Raw genomic sequence first — 16,079 nt, forward strand, 5'->3', positions numbered from 1 at the left:
GGTGTGGCGACAGGTATCTCTGGCGCGCGGCTCAGGAAGCGCGCGGCTTCAGCGATTGCACCTTGAAGAAGGTATGACCACCGATGGTTGCTACCTGGTAGGCATTGCGCCAGCTGGGGCTTGCGATGGACAGCGCGGCGAAGTGGCTGGCACCCGGCACGATTTCCTTGCGCTGCTCGACCGGCAAGGCCCAGTTGCGCTCGGCGGCGAAAGCCACGTCCACGGCTTCTGCCCAGGCATCGTTGTTGCGCAGTTGGGTGCCCGGCGAGACCAGGGTGGGGGCGAACTGCTTGCGGGCAGTCACCACCTGGCACATCGAGTTGCCCCAGAGGCCGCTGTCCAGCCGCCGCAGGGCGACTTCGGCAACTGCCTGCTGACCGCGCAGGGTCTGGTCGCGGGCTTCCAGGTAAACGGTCGTGCTCAAACACAGTGAATCGGCGGCCGGCTGCGGCAACATCTGCGACAGCCAGAGAATCCAGGCCAGTTTCATAAATCTCCTTGCTCCGTGTGGGCCGCAGCTCGCCTGTTCCTGAAAAGCATGGAACCGGTCGACTGAGACTTGGCGTTATGGGGAGGCGGCCGTGGCATCGGGGCCGCCCCGTGGTCGGCCCTCAATGAGATTGGGGAGGGCCGCACCTTGCTCACCAGAACTGGGGGGTGAGCGGAAGAGCGCGCAAGTTAGGGGGCGAACCCCAAACCCATCCTGAATGGGGCTTGTTGACATTCAGGTTGTTTGCAACCGGCGCGGTGCGAAGAGTGAGTGAGAGGAAGTGAGGAATGAGTGAGGAAAAATGCTGGGCAAGATCCGCTTGCAACAGCATCGCTGGTCATTCTGTCGTTGCATTTTCGGGCAAGCGAAAGACGCCATTGGGCGCTTGGTTCCCTCCCTTTCGTGCCGTGAAAGGGAGCGCTGAGGAGGCGTGTTTTTCGCTTTTGCAGCCACGCCCCCTCATTTCTGCTTCAGAGCGCCGCCGCCAGACGGCTGCCCTGATCAATTGCGCGCTTGGCATCCAGCTCCGCCGCCACGTCGGCGCCACCAATGATGTGGACGCTGCGGCCGGCGGCGAGTAGCGCATCGGCCAGCTCACGTCGCGGCTCCTGTCCCGCACAGACGACCACGTTGCCGACGTCCAGCAACTGCTCCTGACCATCGATGCGGATACGCAGTCCGGTGTCGTCCACGCCCAGGTACTCCACGCCGCCGAGCATCGTCACTGCCTTGGCCTTGAGCGTGGCGCGGTGGATCCAGCCAGTGGTCTTGCCCAAGCGAGCGCCGGGCTTGCCGGGGCTGCGTTGCAGCAGCCATACCTTGCGCGCGGGCGCTTCGGGTTGCGGTTTCACCAGCGCGCCGCGTTTTTCGAAACTCGGGTCCACACCCCATTCGGCCATCCAGCGTGCCGGGTCCAGCGCGGGCGAGGGGCCTTCATGCACCAGGAACTCGCCAACATCGAAACCAATGCCGCCAGCACCGATAACAGCAACCTTGTCAGCGGCCTTCACCCGGCCCAACAGCACGTCCAGATAATTCACCACCATCGGGTGATCGGCGCCGGGGAAGTCGACCTTGCGCGGCAGGATGCCGGTGGCGACCACTACTTCGTCGTAGCCGGCCAGGCTTGCCGCTTCGGCGCGCGTGTCCAGCCGCACATCCACGCCGGTATCAACGAGACGGTGCCGGAAGTAGCGCAGCGTTTCATGGAACTCTTCTTTGCCGGGGATGCGCTTGGCCACATTGAACTGGCCGCCGATCTCACTGGCCGCATCAAACAGCGTGACGTGGTGGCCGCGCTCGGCCGCCACCGTGGCGCAGGCCAAACCCGCCGGGCCGGCACCCACCACGGCCACGCGCTTGGGCGCGGTGGTTGGGCGGTAGACCAGTTCGGTTTCATGCGCAGCGCGCGGGTTGACCAGGCAGGTGGCGCGTTTGTTGACAAAGATGTGATCCAGGCAGGCTTGGTTGCAGGCGATGCAGGTGTTGATGGTTTCCGGCCTGCCGGCGCGTGCCTTCGCAGGCCATTGCGGATCGGCCAGCAGCGGGCGCGCCAGCGACACCATGTCGGCATGACCATCGGCCAGTACGCGCTCGGCCACCTCGGGCATGTTGATACGGTTCACCGCGATCACGGGCACATTCACGTGTGGGCGCAGTTTGGCGGTGACGCCGGTAAAGGCGGCACGCGGCACTGAAGTGGCAATGGTCGGCACACGCGCCTCATGCCAGCCGATGCCAGAGTTGATCAAGGTGGCGCCGGCCGCTTCGATGGCCTTGGCCTGTAGCAGCACTTCTTCCCAGTTGCTGCCGTCCTCCACCAGGTCAAGCAGTGACAGCCGGTAAATGATGATGAAGTCCGGGCCGCAGGCTTCGCGGATGCGGCGCACGATCTCCACCGCAAAACGCATGCGCTTGGCCGCGTCACCGCCCCAGGCGTCATCGCGCTTGTTGGTGCGCGGGGCGATGAATTCGTTGATCAGATAGCCTTCCGAACCCATTACTTCCACACCGTCATAGCCGGCATCACGTGCCAGCCTGGCCGCGCGGGCGTAGTCGCGGATATGTCGATCAACGCCGCGTGTCGAGAGCGCGCGCGGAGTGAACGGATTGATCGGCGCCTTCAACTTCGACGGCGCTACCTGCAACGGGTGGTAGGCATAGCGCCCGGCGTGCAGCAGCTGCATGCAGATTTTGGCGCCATGACTGTGCACGGCAGTGGTCACCTGGCGGTGACGGCCCACTTCCCATGGCCAGGACAACTTGCTGCCAAACGGCGCCAACCAACCCACCACGTTCGGGGAGAAGCCGCCGGTGACCAGCAACGCAGCGCCGCCTTCGGCGCGCTCGGCAAAGTAGGCGGCCAGTTTCGGGAAATCGCGGACGTGGTCTTCCAGCCCGGTATGCATCGACCCCATCAGGATGCGGTTGCGCAGCTGGGTGAAGCCCAGGTCCAGGGGCGCGAACAGATTCGGGAAAGCGTTGGCTGGCGTCATGGTAGATACGCTTGCGTATGGAATAGGCCCATTCTGAGGGGCAATGAGGGGATTTCTCAATCCTCAGCTTGGCGGGTGCGGTAAAGACGGGATGTGACCAGCCGATTACAATTCGCGCCGTCGCCGATCGGCGGTCTGTTGTTTTCAGGGGCGTTGTAAATGAATACTGCGATTTCGCCGGCTTATACCCAGCGAGTGTTCCCACGGCTGTGGATGCTGGTAGCGGGCATCGTGGCACTGGGGGTGGTGGCTCGCTTGTGCATGTGGGCCACCTACGCCGGCGCTTCGCGCGGCACCGAGTTGCTGTGGCCGGTGCTACTGCAGGGAGCCCGTTACGACCTGGTGGCCGGCGCGGTCTGTGCGCTGCTGGTCGGGGTGGTGGCCGTCCCGGTCTGGCTGAGCGGGCGTCGTGAGCACGCGGTGCGTGCGGTGCAGTGGTTGCTGGTGGCGCTACTGCTGCTGTTCGCACTGTTGTCGGTATGCGAACACTTCTATTACGGGTTCTACAAAACGCGTTTCGATCCCATCGTGTTCGGTATGTTCGAGGACGACACGGGCGCGATCCTGGAAACGGTATGGGACGACTACCCTGTGATTCCGGGGCTGTTGGGGCTGGCATTGGGCGGCATACTCCTCGGCTGGGGGGTGCCGCGTGTGGGCCGCTGGCTGTGCGCGCGCTGGCCGAAGGGCTCGGCACGATGGGCGCAGGTGCTGCTGCTGGTCGTGCAATGCCTGTTGCTGCTGTTGCTGGCGCGCGGCACGGTGGGAACATTCCCGCTGGTGCGGCGTGATGTGACGGTCTCTGCCGATCCGTTCGTCAATGCGCTGGTGCTCAATGCACCGTTGACGCTGTACCGCGCTGCCCGTATCCGCGCCAAGGAAACCGACATCGCCACCGATCCGCTGGTTGGCGTGCACCGTTTGGGGTTTGGCAGTTTGGCGCAGGCAGCAACGGCTGCCGGCCTGCCTTCCGGCGATCCTGGCCAGATCCGTTCGGCGCTATTCCCGGTTGCGCCGGGGCAACCGCGGACACTGGCCCAATCGCCACACGTGGTGGTGGGCCTGCTGGAATCGTTTGGCCAGGACCTGCTGTACACGGATAGCCCAGGCAATGATCTGCTGGGCCGGCTGCGCGGTGAATTGGCGCACGGTTATCAGTTCGACAACTTCATCTCCGGGCAGAACGGAACCCACCCGACACTGGAGTACCTGCTGCTCGGCACCCCGATCACGCCACTGGCCAATGGTCGCAACGCCCGCGTGGCCTTCGATACATCGGCCGCCTTGCCGTTCAAGCGGGCCGGTTATCGCACGGCCTTTCTGTATGGCGGCGGCAGCGATTGGCGCGAGCTGGGCACTGCGTTGCCGCAGCAGGGTTTCGACTACGTGTATGACGCCCGCGACATCCGCAAGCGCTTCCCCGCAGCGCATGGCACCGACTGGGGCTTGTATGACGCCTATCTGTTCCGCTTCGCCCAGGAGCTGCTGACGCAGGCTGATGCGCGTGGCGAGCGTTTGTTCCTGGTGCTGTTGACCACCACCAACCACCCGCCATTCAAGCTGGATACCCCGCATCCGGACTTGCCGCTCGATCCGAACGGGCTGGGGCCACGCGCGCTGGACGACAAGGCCGAGCTGCGCAAGATGCTGGCGACCTATCAATACCAGGCAGATGAGTTCGGCGGCTTCCTGCGACAGCTGCGGCAAGGCCCGCTGGGTGAACGCACCCTCGTTGCTGCCGCCGGTGACCACAACCTGCGCTCGCATTACCGCTATGACCTGCCTGCCGAGCAGGTGGATGTGGACCGCGTGTTTGCCTACCTTCGGGTGCCTTCCGCGTATGCCCCACCAGGCGAGGGGCCGGATGTCCGCGCCTTTGCAGGCCACGGCGACCTGATTCCGACACTGGTGTCGCTGGCCCTGCCAGGTGAACGCTACTTCGCGACCGGCAGAAATCTGTGGGAGCGGCCGCAAGATGGCGGCCAGGCGTTGGCTCAGTTCGAGCGCGTGTATACGCCGGAAGGTATGTTGTCTCCGCTGGTTGGGCCAAAACTGCATGCCTGGCGTGATCCCCGCCACATCGCAGTGGAAGGACGGGTGCCGGACGCCGCATCCGCTGCACGGGTACAGCACATTGCCGCGGGTGTCGCGCTACGTGATTGGTACATCCGCGAACAGGTACTGCGACAGCGGCGCTAGTTCTCAGCGCGCCGTTGCGATGGCGACGGCACGCCGGTCGAACAGGGGCAGGGTGATTCCGCAGAGCGGCCCGATCAATACGGCAAAGGCCAGCGTGCCGATGCCGACGTTGCCGCCGAGCCACCAGCCGATGGCCAGCGCGGTGGCTTCAATCAGCGTGCGCACCTTCCATATGGCCCAGCCGGTGCGTGCGTGCAGGCCGGTCATCAGCCCATCGCGGGGCCCCGGGCCGAAGTTCGCGCCAATGTAGAGGCCGGTGGCGATGGCCAGCAACAGCAAGCCGGTGATGAACACCAGTACCTGCCACAGCAGGCCGCTCACCGATGGCAGCATCCACAGGCCGAGCTGCGCGCTAGGGCCAATCAACAGCACATTGAGCACCGTGCCGAGCCCGGGTTTCTGCCGCAGCGGCAGCCACATCAGCAGTACCGCCACGCCGACCAGATTGGTGATGAGCCCAAAGCTCCAGCCGCTGCGCAGCGAAATGCCTTGGCTCAGCACATCCCAGGGAGCAATGCCGATACCGGCACGGATCATCAATGACGATGCGATGCCGAACAGAAATAGCCCCAGCAGCAGTTGCAGCAGGCGGGTGAGGAAAGCGGGTGTGAACATGGTGGGCACGCGAGGGCAGGGCGACGCAGGAGCGCGAGTGGACGATGAACAGCAACGCACGCGGTCATGCCGCGCGCGTTGTGTTTGCCTTGGCTGAGGAAATGCGGAGCCTCAGCCCCAGCCTTCCAACGCCAGCTTGCCGATGGTGCGGCCGGATTCCACTTGCTGGTGGGCCAGGCGCAGATTGGCGGCGGTGATCGGGCCCAATCGCTGGGTCAGCGTGGTTTGCAGCTCGCCGGCATCAATCAGGCTCGCAGTACGGGTCAAGATGCGGTGCTGCTCGATCATGTCCGTCGTGCGAAAACGCGCCCGCGCGAACATGAATTCCCAGTGGATGCCGATGCACTTGGATTTGTACGGATCGCCAATGCGCAGCTCACCAGCCGGCTCCACGATCAAGCCAACATGGCCCTGTGGTGCCAGCAACTCGCCCAACTGCTGCCAGTACAGGTCGGTATTGGCCAGGTTGAGTGCGGCATCCACCTGGTCGATGCCCACTGCCTGCAGTTGCGGAGCCAGCGGTTGGCGGTGATCGATGACATGGTCCGCGCCCAGTTGCTTGCACCACGCCACGGTTTCGGGGCGCGAAGCGGTGGCCACGACGGTGAAGCCGGCATGGCGGCCCAACTGGATGGCGATGGAGCCCACGCCGCCGGCTCCGCCGATCACCAGCAGCACCTTGCCGAGGTTGCGCTTGCCGTCCAACTGATAAGGCATGCGCTGGAACAGGAGCTCCCAAGCGGTGAGCGTTGTCAGTGGCAGTGCGGCGGCCTCGGCAAAATCCAGTGTGTTGGGCTTGCGCCCGACCAGGCGCTCGTCCACCAAATGCTGCTGGGCGTTGCAGCCGGGGCGGGTGACGTCGCCGGCGTAATACACCGCATCACCCACTTCAAAGGCGGTCACGTCCGGGCCGACGGCCAATACTGTGCCGGCTGCGTCAAAACCCAGCACCCGGGGAGGATTTTCCTGACCGGTTTTGGGGCCGCGCAGTTTGGTATCGACGGGATTGACCGAGATCGCCTGCACCTGGACAAGCAGATCCTGACCTTGCGGAGAGGTGGGAGCCGGTAGCTCGACATCCAGCAGGGAATCGGGGTCGCTGATGGGTAGGTAATGCGTCAGGCCTATCGCTTTCATGCGGAAAAGTTCCGTTTGCGGGGGAGCAGAATCATCATACTCAGCAAACGGTTCAGCTGGCGGTAACGGCGGCGGGTTGGCTGAGTTTCCCGGGGTTTTCGGACGAAACCAACCGCAATGCAGCAAATACGCTGGAAAGCCTGCCACAGCACGCTCTTGCACCCGTTGATGAAGCTGTATACGGTTCGCCCAGCCGGACAAGTAGAGGTCTGGTGGTTGCGCCATTTGTTATATGGTCGTTAACATCGTCTTCACGGGCCAGCGCATACTGTGCACCCCGATGGCGTGCGGAAACGGCCGTCTCTGAACGCGACGAACGAATATCGCTGTGCTGGACCATGCCTCTACCGGTTTCATACCCCCGAAACAAGGAGCTGTATTTCATGAACAAGAAGATCCTTACCGCCGCGCTGCTGGGTGGTCTGGCTTTTGCCCAGGCCGCTTCGGCACAGGAATTCGATGACCGCTGGTACCTGACCGGTTCGGCCGGCTTCAACTTCCAGGACGGTGATCGTGGCACCAACGATGCTCCGTTCGCCACGCTGGGTCTGGGCAAGTTCATCAGCCCGAACTGGTCGCTGGACGGTGAGCTGAACTATCAGAACCCGAACTTCGACGCCAACCAGGATCAGAACTGGTCGCAGTACGGCGTTTCGCTGGACCTGCGTCGCCACTTCATCCAGGAAGGCCGCGGCTGGAACCCCTACCTGCTGGCAGGCCTGGGTTACCAGAAGGCTGAAGAGGAATATCACCTGACCAATGGTGACCTGGCTGACCGTAAGGACGGCAACCTGGCTGCCAAGGTCGGCGTCGGTCTGCAGACCACGTTCGAAAAGCGCATTGCCGTTCGTGCTGAACTGGCCTACCGCGCTGACTTCGACGACCAGAGCGTCCGTGAGTACAGCAACGACTCCAAGAAGCAGGATTGGTTTGGCGACGTGCTGGCTTCGGTCGGCGTCGTGATTCCGCTTGGCCCGGCCCCGGTCGCTGCTGTGGCGGCTCCGGCTCCGGTTGCCCCGAGCTGCGCCGACCTGGATGACGACGGTGACGGCGTCAACAATTGCGACGACAAGTGCCCGAGCTCGCAGCCTGGCCAGACCATTGGTCCGGACGGTTGCCCGGTGCCGGTCTCGATCGATCTGAAGGGCGTGAACTTCGACTTCGACAAGGCGACCCTGCGTTCGGACGCCGTCTCGATCCTGAGCGAAGCCAGCGAGATCCTGAAGCGTTACCCGGATCTGCGCGTTGAAGTTGCCGGTCACACCGATTCGAAGGGTACCGACGCTTACAACCAGAAGCTGTCTGAGCGTCGCGCCAAGGCTGTGTACGACTACCTGACCACCAACGGTGTGTCGGCTGCTCGTCTGCAGGGCCCGATCGGCTACGGCGAGAGCCGTCCGATTGCTCCGAACACCAACGCTGATGGTTCGGACAACCCGGAAGGTCGTGCAAAGAACCGTCGCACCGAGCTGAACGTCCAGAACTAATCGGACGTTTCGGTTGCGATACAGCAAGGCCCGGCATCTGCCGGGCCTTGTTTTTTTGTGCCCGTGCGCATGGATCGCCATTGCGCGGCACGTAACGGTTGAAAGCGGTGCGAGCGCTGCCTACACTCGCCGCGTTCTCCTGTCTTAATGGAAATTCAATGCTGCGTATCGTTCTGGCTGGTCTTGTCGTGCTGGCTGCCATGCCTGCCGCCCATGCAGCAGTGGATTGTTCGGCCAGTGCCGTCCCGCCGGCTGCGCCGTTGCCGGCCACGGTGATCGCACCGGTGGCTTCTGAGTTGTATGTGCGTCCGGGTCAGCTGGGCATGCCGTCGGGCGTGTTGAGCTCCAGCCTCAGCGAGGACCAGTCACTGGACCGCGTGCTGATGCGCCTGCGCGTGGAAAGCTGCAACAACGTGGCCAGTGCAATTCCGGCTCGTGGTGCGATCAATGCCAACGATCCGGCGGCCTACAAGCCGCAGACGGAGTTCGACAACACGCCGTGGCGTTTTGACATGAGCCAGAACGGCAAGCGCATGACCGCTGAAGAGTTCGACGCCTGGATGAAGGCGCGCGGTGTGCGTGTGGTCAAGGCGCGTCCGGTTCCGGCCGAAGCGGCAGCGCCAGCGGCGCAGCCGGCTGCTGAGGTCAAATAAGGCGGCTGAGCCGCTTCAGTACGAATGGCCCTTCGCAAGCCCCCGCATCGTTCAAGCGCCCGCCCGGCCAAACCTGGCGGGCGTTTGCTTTCCCGTGCCGCCGCTGGCGATGCGCAGGTGCGTCATGGCCTGGCGCGGGTGCTGTCCAAGGCCGGTGTCTGCTCGCGCAGCGAGGCAGCGCGGCGAGTGCTGGAGGGGCGCGTCAGCGTCGATGGACGGGTGATCCGTGATCCGGAGTTCCCGATCCTGGCAGGGCGCCACAAGGTGCTGCTGGATGGACAGCCGTTGGCGGCGGCAAGGCGGCTTTATATCGCCTTGAACAAGCCGCGCGGGTTGGTGACCACGGTGCAGGACGAGCAGGGCCGCGACACGGTCTATCACTGTTTTGAGGGTGCCGGGCTGCCGTGGCTGGCGCCGGTCGGGCGATTGGACAAGGCCAGCGAAGGCTTGTTGTTTTTCAGCAACGACCCGGAATGGGCCGCGCGGCTGACCGATCCGGCCACCGGGCCACTGAAAACCTACCGCGTGCAGGTGGATGCGGTACCCGATGCTGCGCAGCTGGCGCGCATGCAGGAAGGCGTTGATGATGCGGGTGAGCATCTGGCAGCGCATTCGGTGGAAGTCCTACGCCACGGCGAGCGCACCGCTTGGTTGGAGGTGGTACTGGATGAAGGCCGCAACCGCCATATTCGCCGGCTCCTGAAAGTGCTTGGATTCGACGTGCTGCGCTTGATGCGGGTAGCGATCGGGCCGGTGCAGCTGGGCGAGCTCGGAAAGGGGCAATGGCGTGAGCTTGATAGGGCAGAGTTGGATGCTTTGGCGGGTGATGAGTAATTGGCTGAATACGCTAATTAGTTCAATTAATTCAGTGGAATAGCTGTACTTGTTCGAGTGATTGTTTAGACTGGCTCCCTGTCTTAAACGGGATCGCAGCCATGCAAGCTCTTATTCGTGTGTCAGGCATTACGCTGGTGACGCTGTCAGTTGTGGCCTTGGCGGGCTGCGCTTCATCGGGCAAGCACGCGAGCAAGGTGGACGACAAGCCTGTCACGGTCACCGTGGAAAGGCCGGTTGCCGAAAAGGACGCGCTGGGCAATTACCGCTTCCTGATGCAGCAGGGCGAGAGCCGGATGAGCGCTGACCAGTTTGATGCGTGGATGAAGGCCAACGGTATTCGTGTCGCCAAGGGCGCGCCGGTACCGGCGGCTGCACCGGCCGCCAGGGCCGCCAAGAACTGATTGCCTACAATGTCGAGCGATGCTCGGCAGTGGGCTGACCGACAAGGCTTCCTACTTTGGCGGTGTTGAAACGAAACAGGCGCCTTGTGGGCGCCTGTTTCGTTTTCTGCTCGGGCAGTGATCAGCCCTTGATCACGCCCAGCTCTTTACCGATGCGGATGAAGGCATCGATGGCGCGGTCCAGATGTGCGCGGCTGTGCGCGGCGCTGATCTGGGTGCGGATGCGGGCCTGGCCCTTGGGTACTACCGGGAAGAAGAAGCCGATCGCATAGATGCCTTCTTCCAGCAGGCGCTCGGCGAACTTCTGCGCCAGCGGTGCGTCGTACAGCATCACCGGGCTGATCGGATGCACGCCCGGCTTCACGTCGAAACCGGCGGCGGTCATCTTCTCGCGGAAGTAGGCGGTGTTCTCGGCCAGGGTGGCGCGCAGGTCGTCGGCGGCGGCGAGCATCTCGAACGCCTTGATGCCGGCGGCGACCACATGGGGCGGCAGCGAGTTGGAGAACAGGTACGGGCGCGAACGCTGACGCAGCAGTTCGATCACTTCGGCACTGGCGCAGGTGAAGCCGCCCAGTGCGCCGCCCATGGCCTTGCCCAGGGTGCCGGTGATGATGTCGATCTTCTCCAGCACGCCCTTCACTTCGGCCGAGCCACGGCCGGTCGCGCCGAGGAAGCCGGTAGCGTGGCATTCGTCGATGTGCACCAGTGCGTTGTACTTCTTCGCCAGCGCGGTGATCTCATCCAGCGGGGCGATGAAGCCGTCCATCGAGAACACACCATCGGTGGTGATCAGCTTGGTCTTGCAGCCGGCGGCGTCGGCGGCCTGCAACTGGGCTTCCAGATCGGCCATGTCGCAGTTGGCGTAGCGGAAGCGCTTGGCCTTGCACAGGCGCACGCCGTCGATGATCGAGGCGTGGTTGAGCGCGTCGGAAATGATGGCGTCGTTCTCGCCCAGCAGCGGCTCGAACAAACCGCCGTTGGCGTCGAAGCAGGCCGCGTAGAGGATGGTGTCGTCCTTGCCGAAGAACTCGGCGATCTGCTTCTCCAGCTGCTTGTGCAGGTCCTGGGTGCCGCAGATGAAACGCACCGACGCCATGCCGAAGCCATGGCTGTCCAGCGCGTCCTTGGCGGCCTGGATCAGATCCGGGTGGTCGGCCAGGCCCAGGTAGTTGTTGGCACAGAAATTCAGCACCGTGCGGCCGTCGTCCAGGGTGATTTCGGCCGACTGCGGGCTGGTGATGATGCGTTCGGACTTGAACAGCCCCTGCGCGCGGATGGCGTCCAGTTCCTCGGCGTAGTGCCGGGTGAGCGGGGAGGTGTTCGCATTGGCGGTCATGGCAGGGTCTTGCGGACAGAAAGGAACCCCGATTTTAGCCGTCCCCTGCACTTGGCGCTGGCGTCATGCGCGATGGCTATAAGCGACGCGCCCGAAGTCATTTCTCCGCCCGGGTGTGCGCCCGCAGCATCGACGCTCCACCCCGCCTTCACAGGAGCCACCGATGACCGCCAAACGTCCCCCGTTCACCCTGCCGACCAGGAAGCTGTTGTCCCTCAGCCTGGCCGGGCTGGTGTGTGGGGCGTGGTCGCCGGCACAGGCCCAGCAACTCAGCGTTGAACAGCTGCAGCAGCGTCTGGAGCGCCTGGAACGGCTTGCCGGTGTCTCTGATGGCGCGCCGATTGAAGGTGCCGGCCTGGCCGATCTGGACCAGCGTCTGCGCATCCTTGAGCGCCGCTTGGAGTTGCAGGAAGAAGAGCGTGTCGCCAGCGCCAAAGCCGCGCCCAAGATCACCGTCGACCAGAAGGGTGCCTCGTTCAAATCCGGCGACGGCAACTACGAGCTGAAACTGCGCGGTTTGTTGCAGGGCGATGCACGCGTGTTCATCGGCAACAGCAGCCAAAACGACACCTTCCTGCTGCGTACCGCACGGCCGACGCTGGAAGGCTCGCTGGGCAAGCTGGTGGCCTACCGCTTCACGCCGGAATTTGCCGGTGACAGCGCCAGCATCGTCGACGCGTACGCCGACCTGCGCTTCAACCCGGCGTATACGGTGCGCGTGGGTAAGTTCACTTCGCCAGTAGGGCTGGAGCGTTTGCAGTCGTCCGCCGCGCTGGTGGATGTGGAACGCGCGCTGGCCAGCGAACTGGCGCCCAACCGGGACCTCGGCGTGCAGCTGCAGGGTGAAGTGGCCAAGGGCAAATTCAGTTATGCACTGGGCGTGTTCAACGGTACGGTCGATGGTCGCGATGCGGTGACCAGCAATCCGGACGATGACTTCGAGTACGCCGGCCGCGTGTTCTTCGAGCCCTTCAAGGGCAAGGAAAGTGTATGGGCCGGGTTGGGTTTCGGCCTGGGTGCAAGCGCGGGTGAAAAGCACGGCAGTGGCAGCAATTTCCTGCCGCGCTACCGCACGCCGGGGCAGGCGACGTTCTTCAGTTACCGCAGCGCGGTACTCGCCGATGGCGACACGCTGCGTTGGTCACCGCAGGGTTGGTTCTACCGCAATGGCTTCGGCCTGCAGGCTGAGTACATCGTCTCGCAACAGGAAGTTGCACGTGATGCGCGTCGCAAGGAGCTGGAACACCGTGCCTGGCAGACAACGGCCAGTTATGTACTGACCGGTGAAGATGCCAGCTATCGCGGGGTGACGCCGTCACGCCCGTTCGGCATCAACGGTGGCTTGGGTGCGTTTGAACTCACCGCACGGTATGGCGAGTTGGATATCGACGATGCCGCGTTCCCGCTTTACGCCGATCCGGCGACGTCCGCCTCGCATGTTCGCTCGTGGACAGTGGGCGCGAATTGGTACCTGACGGCCAACCTCAGGCTGGCGACCAATTACCTGCAAAGCAGCTTCGATGCTGCCGCCGGTGGCGCCAGGCTGCCGGATGAAAAAGCTGTTTTCTCACGCCTGCAAGTTTCCTTCTGACGGAGAGTCTTCGTGAAACATTCCCTGATTTCCCGTACCGGCATTGCCGCGCTCGCCTTCCTGCTGACGGTGACCGCAGGCGCTGCCTTCGCGCGTGACATTCAACTGCTCAATGTGTCCTACGACCCAACCCGCGAGTTGTATCGCGACTTCAATGCCGCCTTCGCCAAGCACTGGAAGGAAACCAAGGGCGACAACGTCACCATTGAGACTTCCCACGGTGGCTCGGGCAAGCAAGCGCGCGCGGTGATTGATGGCATTGAGGCCGATGTGGTGACGCTGGCGCTGGCCTACGACGTGGACGCTATCGCCGAAAAAGCCAAGTTGCTGCCTGACAATTGGGAAAGCCGTCTGCCGGACAACAGCGCGCCGTACACCTCGACCATTGTGTTCCTGGTGCGCAAGGGCAACCCGAAGGGCATCCGTGACTGGCCGGATCTGCTACGCAGTGGCGTGTCGGTGGTGACGCCCAACCCCAAAACCTCCGGCGGTGCGCGCTGGAATTACCTCGCGGCCTGGGCCTACGCCGACCACATCTTCAAGGGTGATCGCGACAAGGTGCTGAATTACATGCGCGCGCTGTTCCGCAATGTGCCGGTGCTGGATACCGGTGCGCGTGGCGCGACGACCACCTTCGTGCAGCGTGGCATCGGTGACGTGCTGTTGGCCTGGGAGAACGAGGCGTTCCTGGCGCAGGAAGAACTGGGCCCTGACAAGTTCGAGATCGTGGTGCCGCGCCAGTCGATTCTGGCCGAGCCGTCGGTGGCCCTGGTGGATCGCAACGTGGACCGACACGGTACCCGCGAAGTCGCGCAGGCCTATCTGCAGTATCTGTATTCGCCGGAAGGGCAGCGCATCGCCGCGCGTCACTACTACCGCCCACGCAGCCCCGAATATGCCGATCGCGCCGACATCGCGCGCTTCCCGCAGATACCGCTGGTGACCATTCGCCAGGCGTTCGGCTCGTGGGAGAAAGCACAGTCCGAGCATTTCGCCGACGGCGGCCTCTTCGATCAGATCCAGGCGAGCAAGTAAGCGGTGAGTACAAGCGCTGACGTAGTACTGCCGCGTAAGCGGCGCCAACGCCGGGTTCTGCCCGGCTTTGGTCTTGGCATGGGTATCACTCTGCTCTGGTTGGGGTTGATCGTCTTGATCCCGCTGGCTGGCGTGTTCCTTAAGGCGGCTGGATTGGGCATCGGCGGCATCTGGCAGATATGGACCGAGCCGCGTGTGCTCGCTGCATTGCGGCTGAGCTTCGGTACCGCATTTGCGGCGGCTGCATTCAATACGGTGATGGGCACCTGGGTGGCCTGGGTGTTCGTGCGCTATCGGTTTCCCGGTCGGCGCTTGTTCGACGCGATGATCGACCTGCCATTCGCCTTGCCGACCGCCGTGGCCGGCATCGCGCTGACGGCGCTGTACGGTGGTCAGGGTTGGGTAGGGCGCTGGTTGGAACCGTTGGGGTTGAAGATCGCCTACACCCCGTTGGGCATCGTTGTCGCGCTGGTATTTGTGGGCCTGCCGTTCGTGGTGCGCATCGTGCAGCCCGTATTGGCTGAGGCCGAGCGCGAGTGGGAAGAAGCCTCGGCAACGCTGGGCGCCAGCCGCCTGCAGACCATCGTTCGCGTGGTCGTGCCGACATTGTGGCCGGCGATGTTGACCGGCTTTGCGTTGGCCTTTGCGCGCGGCGTTGGCGAGTACGGCTCGGTCATTTTCATTGCAGGCAATCTGCCCAACGTCACCGAGATTGCGCCACTGCTGATCACCATTCGTTTGGAAGAATTTGATTACGCGGGTGCCACGGCCATCGCCGGCGCGATGCTGCTGCTGTCGTTCGTGGTGTTGCTGCTGGTCAACAGTTTGCAGGCATGGCTGCAGCGCCGGGGCGCGCGATGAACGAACACGTTTTGGAGCTGCCGGTGTTGCCAAAGAAGAACACGGCCGTGCGCGCGCGTCAGCGTGTGACCAGTGAGCCGGGTTGGGTGCAGGTGCTATTGATTCTCGGCGCGCTGGGTTTCTTGCTGTCGTTCCTGTTGTTGCCGTTGCTGCTGGTGTTTGTTGAAGCACTGCGTGGTGGCGTACACGCGTTCTGGGTGGCGATCAGCGAACCGGATGCATTGTCGGCGGTGAAGCTGACTTTGATCGTTACCGCTGTCGTGGTGCCGTTGAACCTGGTCTTCGGCGTGGCCGCAGCATGGGTTGTCAGCAAGCACACCTTTCCCGGAAAACGCTGGCTGGTGACCTTGATCGACCTGCCGTTCTCGGTGTCGCCGGTGGTCGCTGGCCTGGTGTTCATTCTGTTGTTCGGGCGCGACGGTTGGTTCTGGCCGTTCATCGAAGACGGCCTGCGCGTGCACCTGCCGGTGCTCGGTGAAACGCTGCTGCAGTTGCCACGCATTGTGTTCGCGATACCCGGCATCGTGCTGGCCACGGTGTTTGTCACGTTCCCGTTCATCGCGCGCGAACTGATGCCGCTGATGGAGCAGCAGGGCAGTGATGAGGAACTTGCCGCGCTCACACTGGGTGCCAATGCCTGGCAGATGTTCTGGAAAGTGACTTTGCCGAATATCCGCTGGGGACTGCTCTATGGCGTGCTGCTGTGCAGCGCGCGTGCGATGGGCGAATTCGGCGCGGTGTCGGTGGTGTCCGGGCATATCCGTGGGCGTACCAATACGCTGCCGCTGCACGTGGAAATTCTCTACAACGAGTACGCCTACAGCGCGGCGTTTGCGTGCGCATCACTGCTGGCCATCACCGCGTTGCTGACGCTGGTGGTCAAAACATTCCTGGAATGGCGCCACGGTCAATCGTTGGCCGCCGCGCATCGCCATTGAGGTG

14 protein-coding genes are annotated in these 16,079 nt (G+C 63.4%); 9 read left to right on the forward strand and 5 right to left on the reverse strand.

Going from position 1 to position 16,079, the window contains the following annotated elements; translation table 11 throughout:
• Positions 1-31: 31 nt before the first annotated feature.
• The gene (locus tag PAN08_RS04365; RefSeq protein ID WP_057633130.1) at positions 32-490 is read right to left on the reverse strand and encodes a cell wall hydrolase; all 459 of its coding nucleotides are present in this window, start codon (positions 488-490) and stop codon (positions 32-34) included.
• Between the two features lie 470 nt (positions 491-960).
• Positions 961-2,985 (reverse strand): NADPH-dependent 2,4-dienoyl-CoA reductase, encoded by a 2,025-nt coding sequence (locus PAN08_RS04370; protein ID WP_269790289.1) that lies wholly within the window; start codon positions 2,983-2,985, stop codon positions 961-963.
• 159 nt (positions 2,986-3,144) lie between these two features.
• Between PAN08_RS04370 and PAN08_RS04375 the strand changes: the two genes are divergently transcribed.
• The gene (locus PAN08_RS04375) at positions 3,145-5,184 is read left to right on the forward strand and encodes an LTA synthase family protein (RefSeq protein WP_269790290.1); all 2,040 of its coding nucleotides are present in this window, start codon (positions 3,145-3,147) and stop codon (positions 5,182-5,184) included.
• A 3-nt stretch (positions 5,185-5,187) separates the two neighbouring features.
• Here the strand turns inward: PAN08_RS04375 and PAN08_RS04380 are convergent, their stop codons facing one another.
• On the reverse strand, positions 5,188-5,799 hold the full coding sequence (locus tag PAN08_RS04380) for a hypothetical protein (RefSeq protein WP_269790291.1): 612 nt from the start codon (positions 5,797-5,799) through the stop codon (positions 5,188-5,190).
• Positions 5,800-5,910: 111 nt separating this feature from the next.
• Positions 5,911-6,936, reverse strand: coding sequence for a zinc-binding alcohol dehydrogenase family protein (locus tag PAN08_RS04385; protein ID WP_269790292.1), 1,026 nt, complete (start codon positions 6,934-6,936; stop codon positions 5,911-5,913).
• Positions 6,937-7,319: 383 nt separating this feature from the next.
• Here PAN08_RS04385 and PAN08_RS04390 point away from each other — a divergent pair, with 383 nt between their 5' ends.
• The 4 genes from PAN08_RS04390 (at position 7,320) to PAN08_RS04405 (ending at position 10,314) form a co-directional block, all read left to right on the forward strand.
• Entirely contained in the window at positions 7,320-8,423 is a 1,104-nt protein-coding gene (locus PAN08_RS04390; RefSeq protein WP_269790293.1) for an OmpA family protein, read from the forward strand.
• Between the two features lie 158 nt (positions 8,424-8,581).
• A complete protein-coding gene (locus tag PAN08_RS04395; protein WP_269790294.1) occupies positions 8,582-9,076 on the forward strand; it encodes a hypothetical protein in 495 nt (164 codons plus the stop codon).
• A 24-nt stretch (positions 9,077-9,100) separates the two neighbouring features.
• Positions 9,101-9,910 (forward strand): pseudouridine synthase, encoded by an 810-nt coding sequence (locus PAN08_RS04400; protein ID WP_269790295.1) that lies wholly within the window; start codon positions 9,101-9,103, stop codon positions 9,908-9,910.
• Positions 9,911-10,011: 101 nt separating this feature from the next.
• Complete coding sequence (locus PAN08_RS04405) at positions 10,012-10,314, forward strand: hypothetical protein (protein ID WP_269790296.1); 303 nt, start codon at positions 10,012-10,014, stop codon at positions 10,312-10,314.
• A gap of 121 nt (positions 10,315-10,435) precedes the next feature.
• Here the strand turns inward: PAN08_RS04405 and kbl are convergent, their stop codons facing one another.
• Positions 10,436-11,650, reverse strand: coding sequence for a glycine C-acetyltransferase (gene kbl / locus PAN08_RS04410; RefSeq protein ID WP_269790297.1), 1,215 nt, complete (start codon positions 11,648-11,650; stop codon positions 10,436-10,438).
• 163 nt (positions 11,651-11,813) lie between these two features.
• Here kbl and PAN08_RS04415 point away from each other — a divergent pair, with 163 nt between their 5' ends.
• The 4 genes from PAN08_RS04415 to cysW are packed head-to-tail and all read left to right on the forward strand — an operon-like array spanning position 11,814 to position 16,075.
• Complete coding sequence (locus tag PAN08_RS04415; protein ID WP_269790298.1) at positions 11,814-13,241, forward strand: porin; 1,428 nt, start codon at positions 11,814-11,816, stop codon at positions 13,239-13,241.
• A gap of 24 nt (positions 13,242-13,265) precedes the next feature.
• Complete coding sequence (locus PAN08_RS04420; RefSeq protein WP_269791165.1) at positions 13,266-14,276, forward strand: sulfate ABC transporter substrate-binding protein; 1,011 nt, start codon at positions 13,266-13,268, stop codon at positions 14,274-14,276.
• Positions 14,277-14,303: 27 nt separating this feature from the next.
• Positions 14,304-15,137 carry a sulfate ABC transporter permease subunit CysT gene (gene cysT / locus PAN08_RS04425; protein WP_269791166.1) on the forward strand — a complete coding sequence of 278 codons (834 nt, stop codon included), beginning with the start codon at positions 14,304-14,306 and terminating at the stop codon, positions 15,135-15,137.
• Positions 15,134-16,075 (forward strand): sulfate ABC transporter permease subunit CysW, encoded by a 942-nt coding sequence (gene cysW, locus PAN08_RS04430; protein WP_269790299.1) that lies wholly within the window; start codon positions 15,134-15,136, stop codon positions 16,073-16,075. Before cysT ends, cysW begins: the two co-directional genes overlap by 4 nt.
• Positions 16,076-16,079: the final 4 nt, after the last annotated feature.

It is taken from the genome of Stenotrophomonas sp. Iso1 (assembly GCF_027497995.1).
Classification (GTDB): Bacteria; Pseudomonadota; Gammaproteobacteria; order Xanthomonadales; family Xanthomonadaceae; genus Stenotrophomonas.

Excerpts from the sequence above, each read along its gene's own strand:
- PAN08_RS04385 (WP_269790292.1), bottom strand. The coding sequence starts at position 6,936 with ATGAAAGCGATAGGCCTGACGCATTACCTACCCATCAGCGACCCCGAT.
- PAN08_RS04415 (WP_269790298.1), top strand. The coding sequence starts at position 11,814 with ATGACCGCCAAACGTCCCCCGTTCACCCTGCCGACCAGGAAGCTGTTG.
- PAN08_RS04395 (WP_269790294.1), top strand. The coding sequence starts at position 8,582 with ATGCTGCGTATCGTTCTGGCTGGTCTTGTCGTGCTGGCTGCCATGCCT.
- PAN08_RS04375 (WP_269790290.1), top strand. The coding sequence starts at position 3,145 with ATGAATACTGCGATTTCGCCGGCTTATACCCAGCGAGTGTTCCCACGG.
- PAN08_RS04405 (WP_269790296.1), top strand. The coding sequence starts at position 10,012 with ATGCAAGCTCTTATTCGTGTGTCAGGCATTACGCTGGTGACGCTGTCA.
- PAN08_RS04400 (WP_269790295.1), top strand. The coding sequence starts at position 9,101 with ATGGCCCTTCGCAAGCCCCCGCATCGTTCAAGCGCCCGCCCGGCCAAA.
- PAN08_RS04390 (WP_269790293.1), top strand. The coding sequence starts at position 7,320 with ATGAACAAGAAGATCCTTACCGCCGCGCTGCTGGGTGGTCTGGCTTTT.
- PAN08_RS04370 (WP_269790289.1), bottom strand. The coding sequence starts at position 2,985 with ATGACGCCAGCCAACGCTTTCCCGAATCTGTTCGCGCCCCTGGACCTG.
- cysW (WP_269790299.1), top strand. The coding sequence starts at position 15,134 with ATGAACGAACACGTTTTGGAGCTGCCGGTGTTGCCAAAGAAGAACACG.
- PAN08_RS04380 (WP_269790291.1), bottom strand. The coding sequence starts at position 5,799 with ATGTTCACACCCGCTTTCCTCACCCGCCTGCTGCAACTGCTGCTGGGG.
- kbl (WP_269790297.1), bottom strand. The coding sequence starts at position 11,650 with ATGACCGCCAATGCGAACACCTCCCCGCTCACCCGGCACTACGCCGAG.
- PAN08_RS04365 (WP_057633130.1), bottom strand. The coding sequence starts at position 490 with ATGAAACTGGCCTGGATTCTCTGGCTGTCGCAGATGTTGCCGCAGCCG.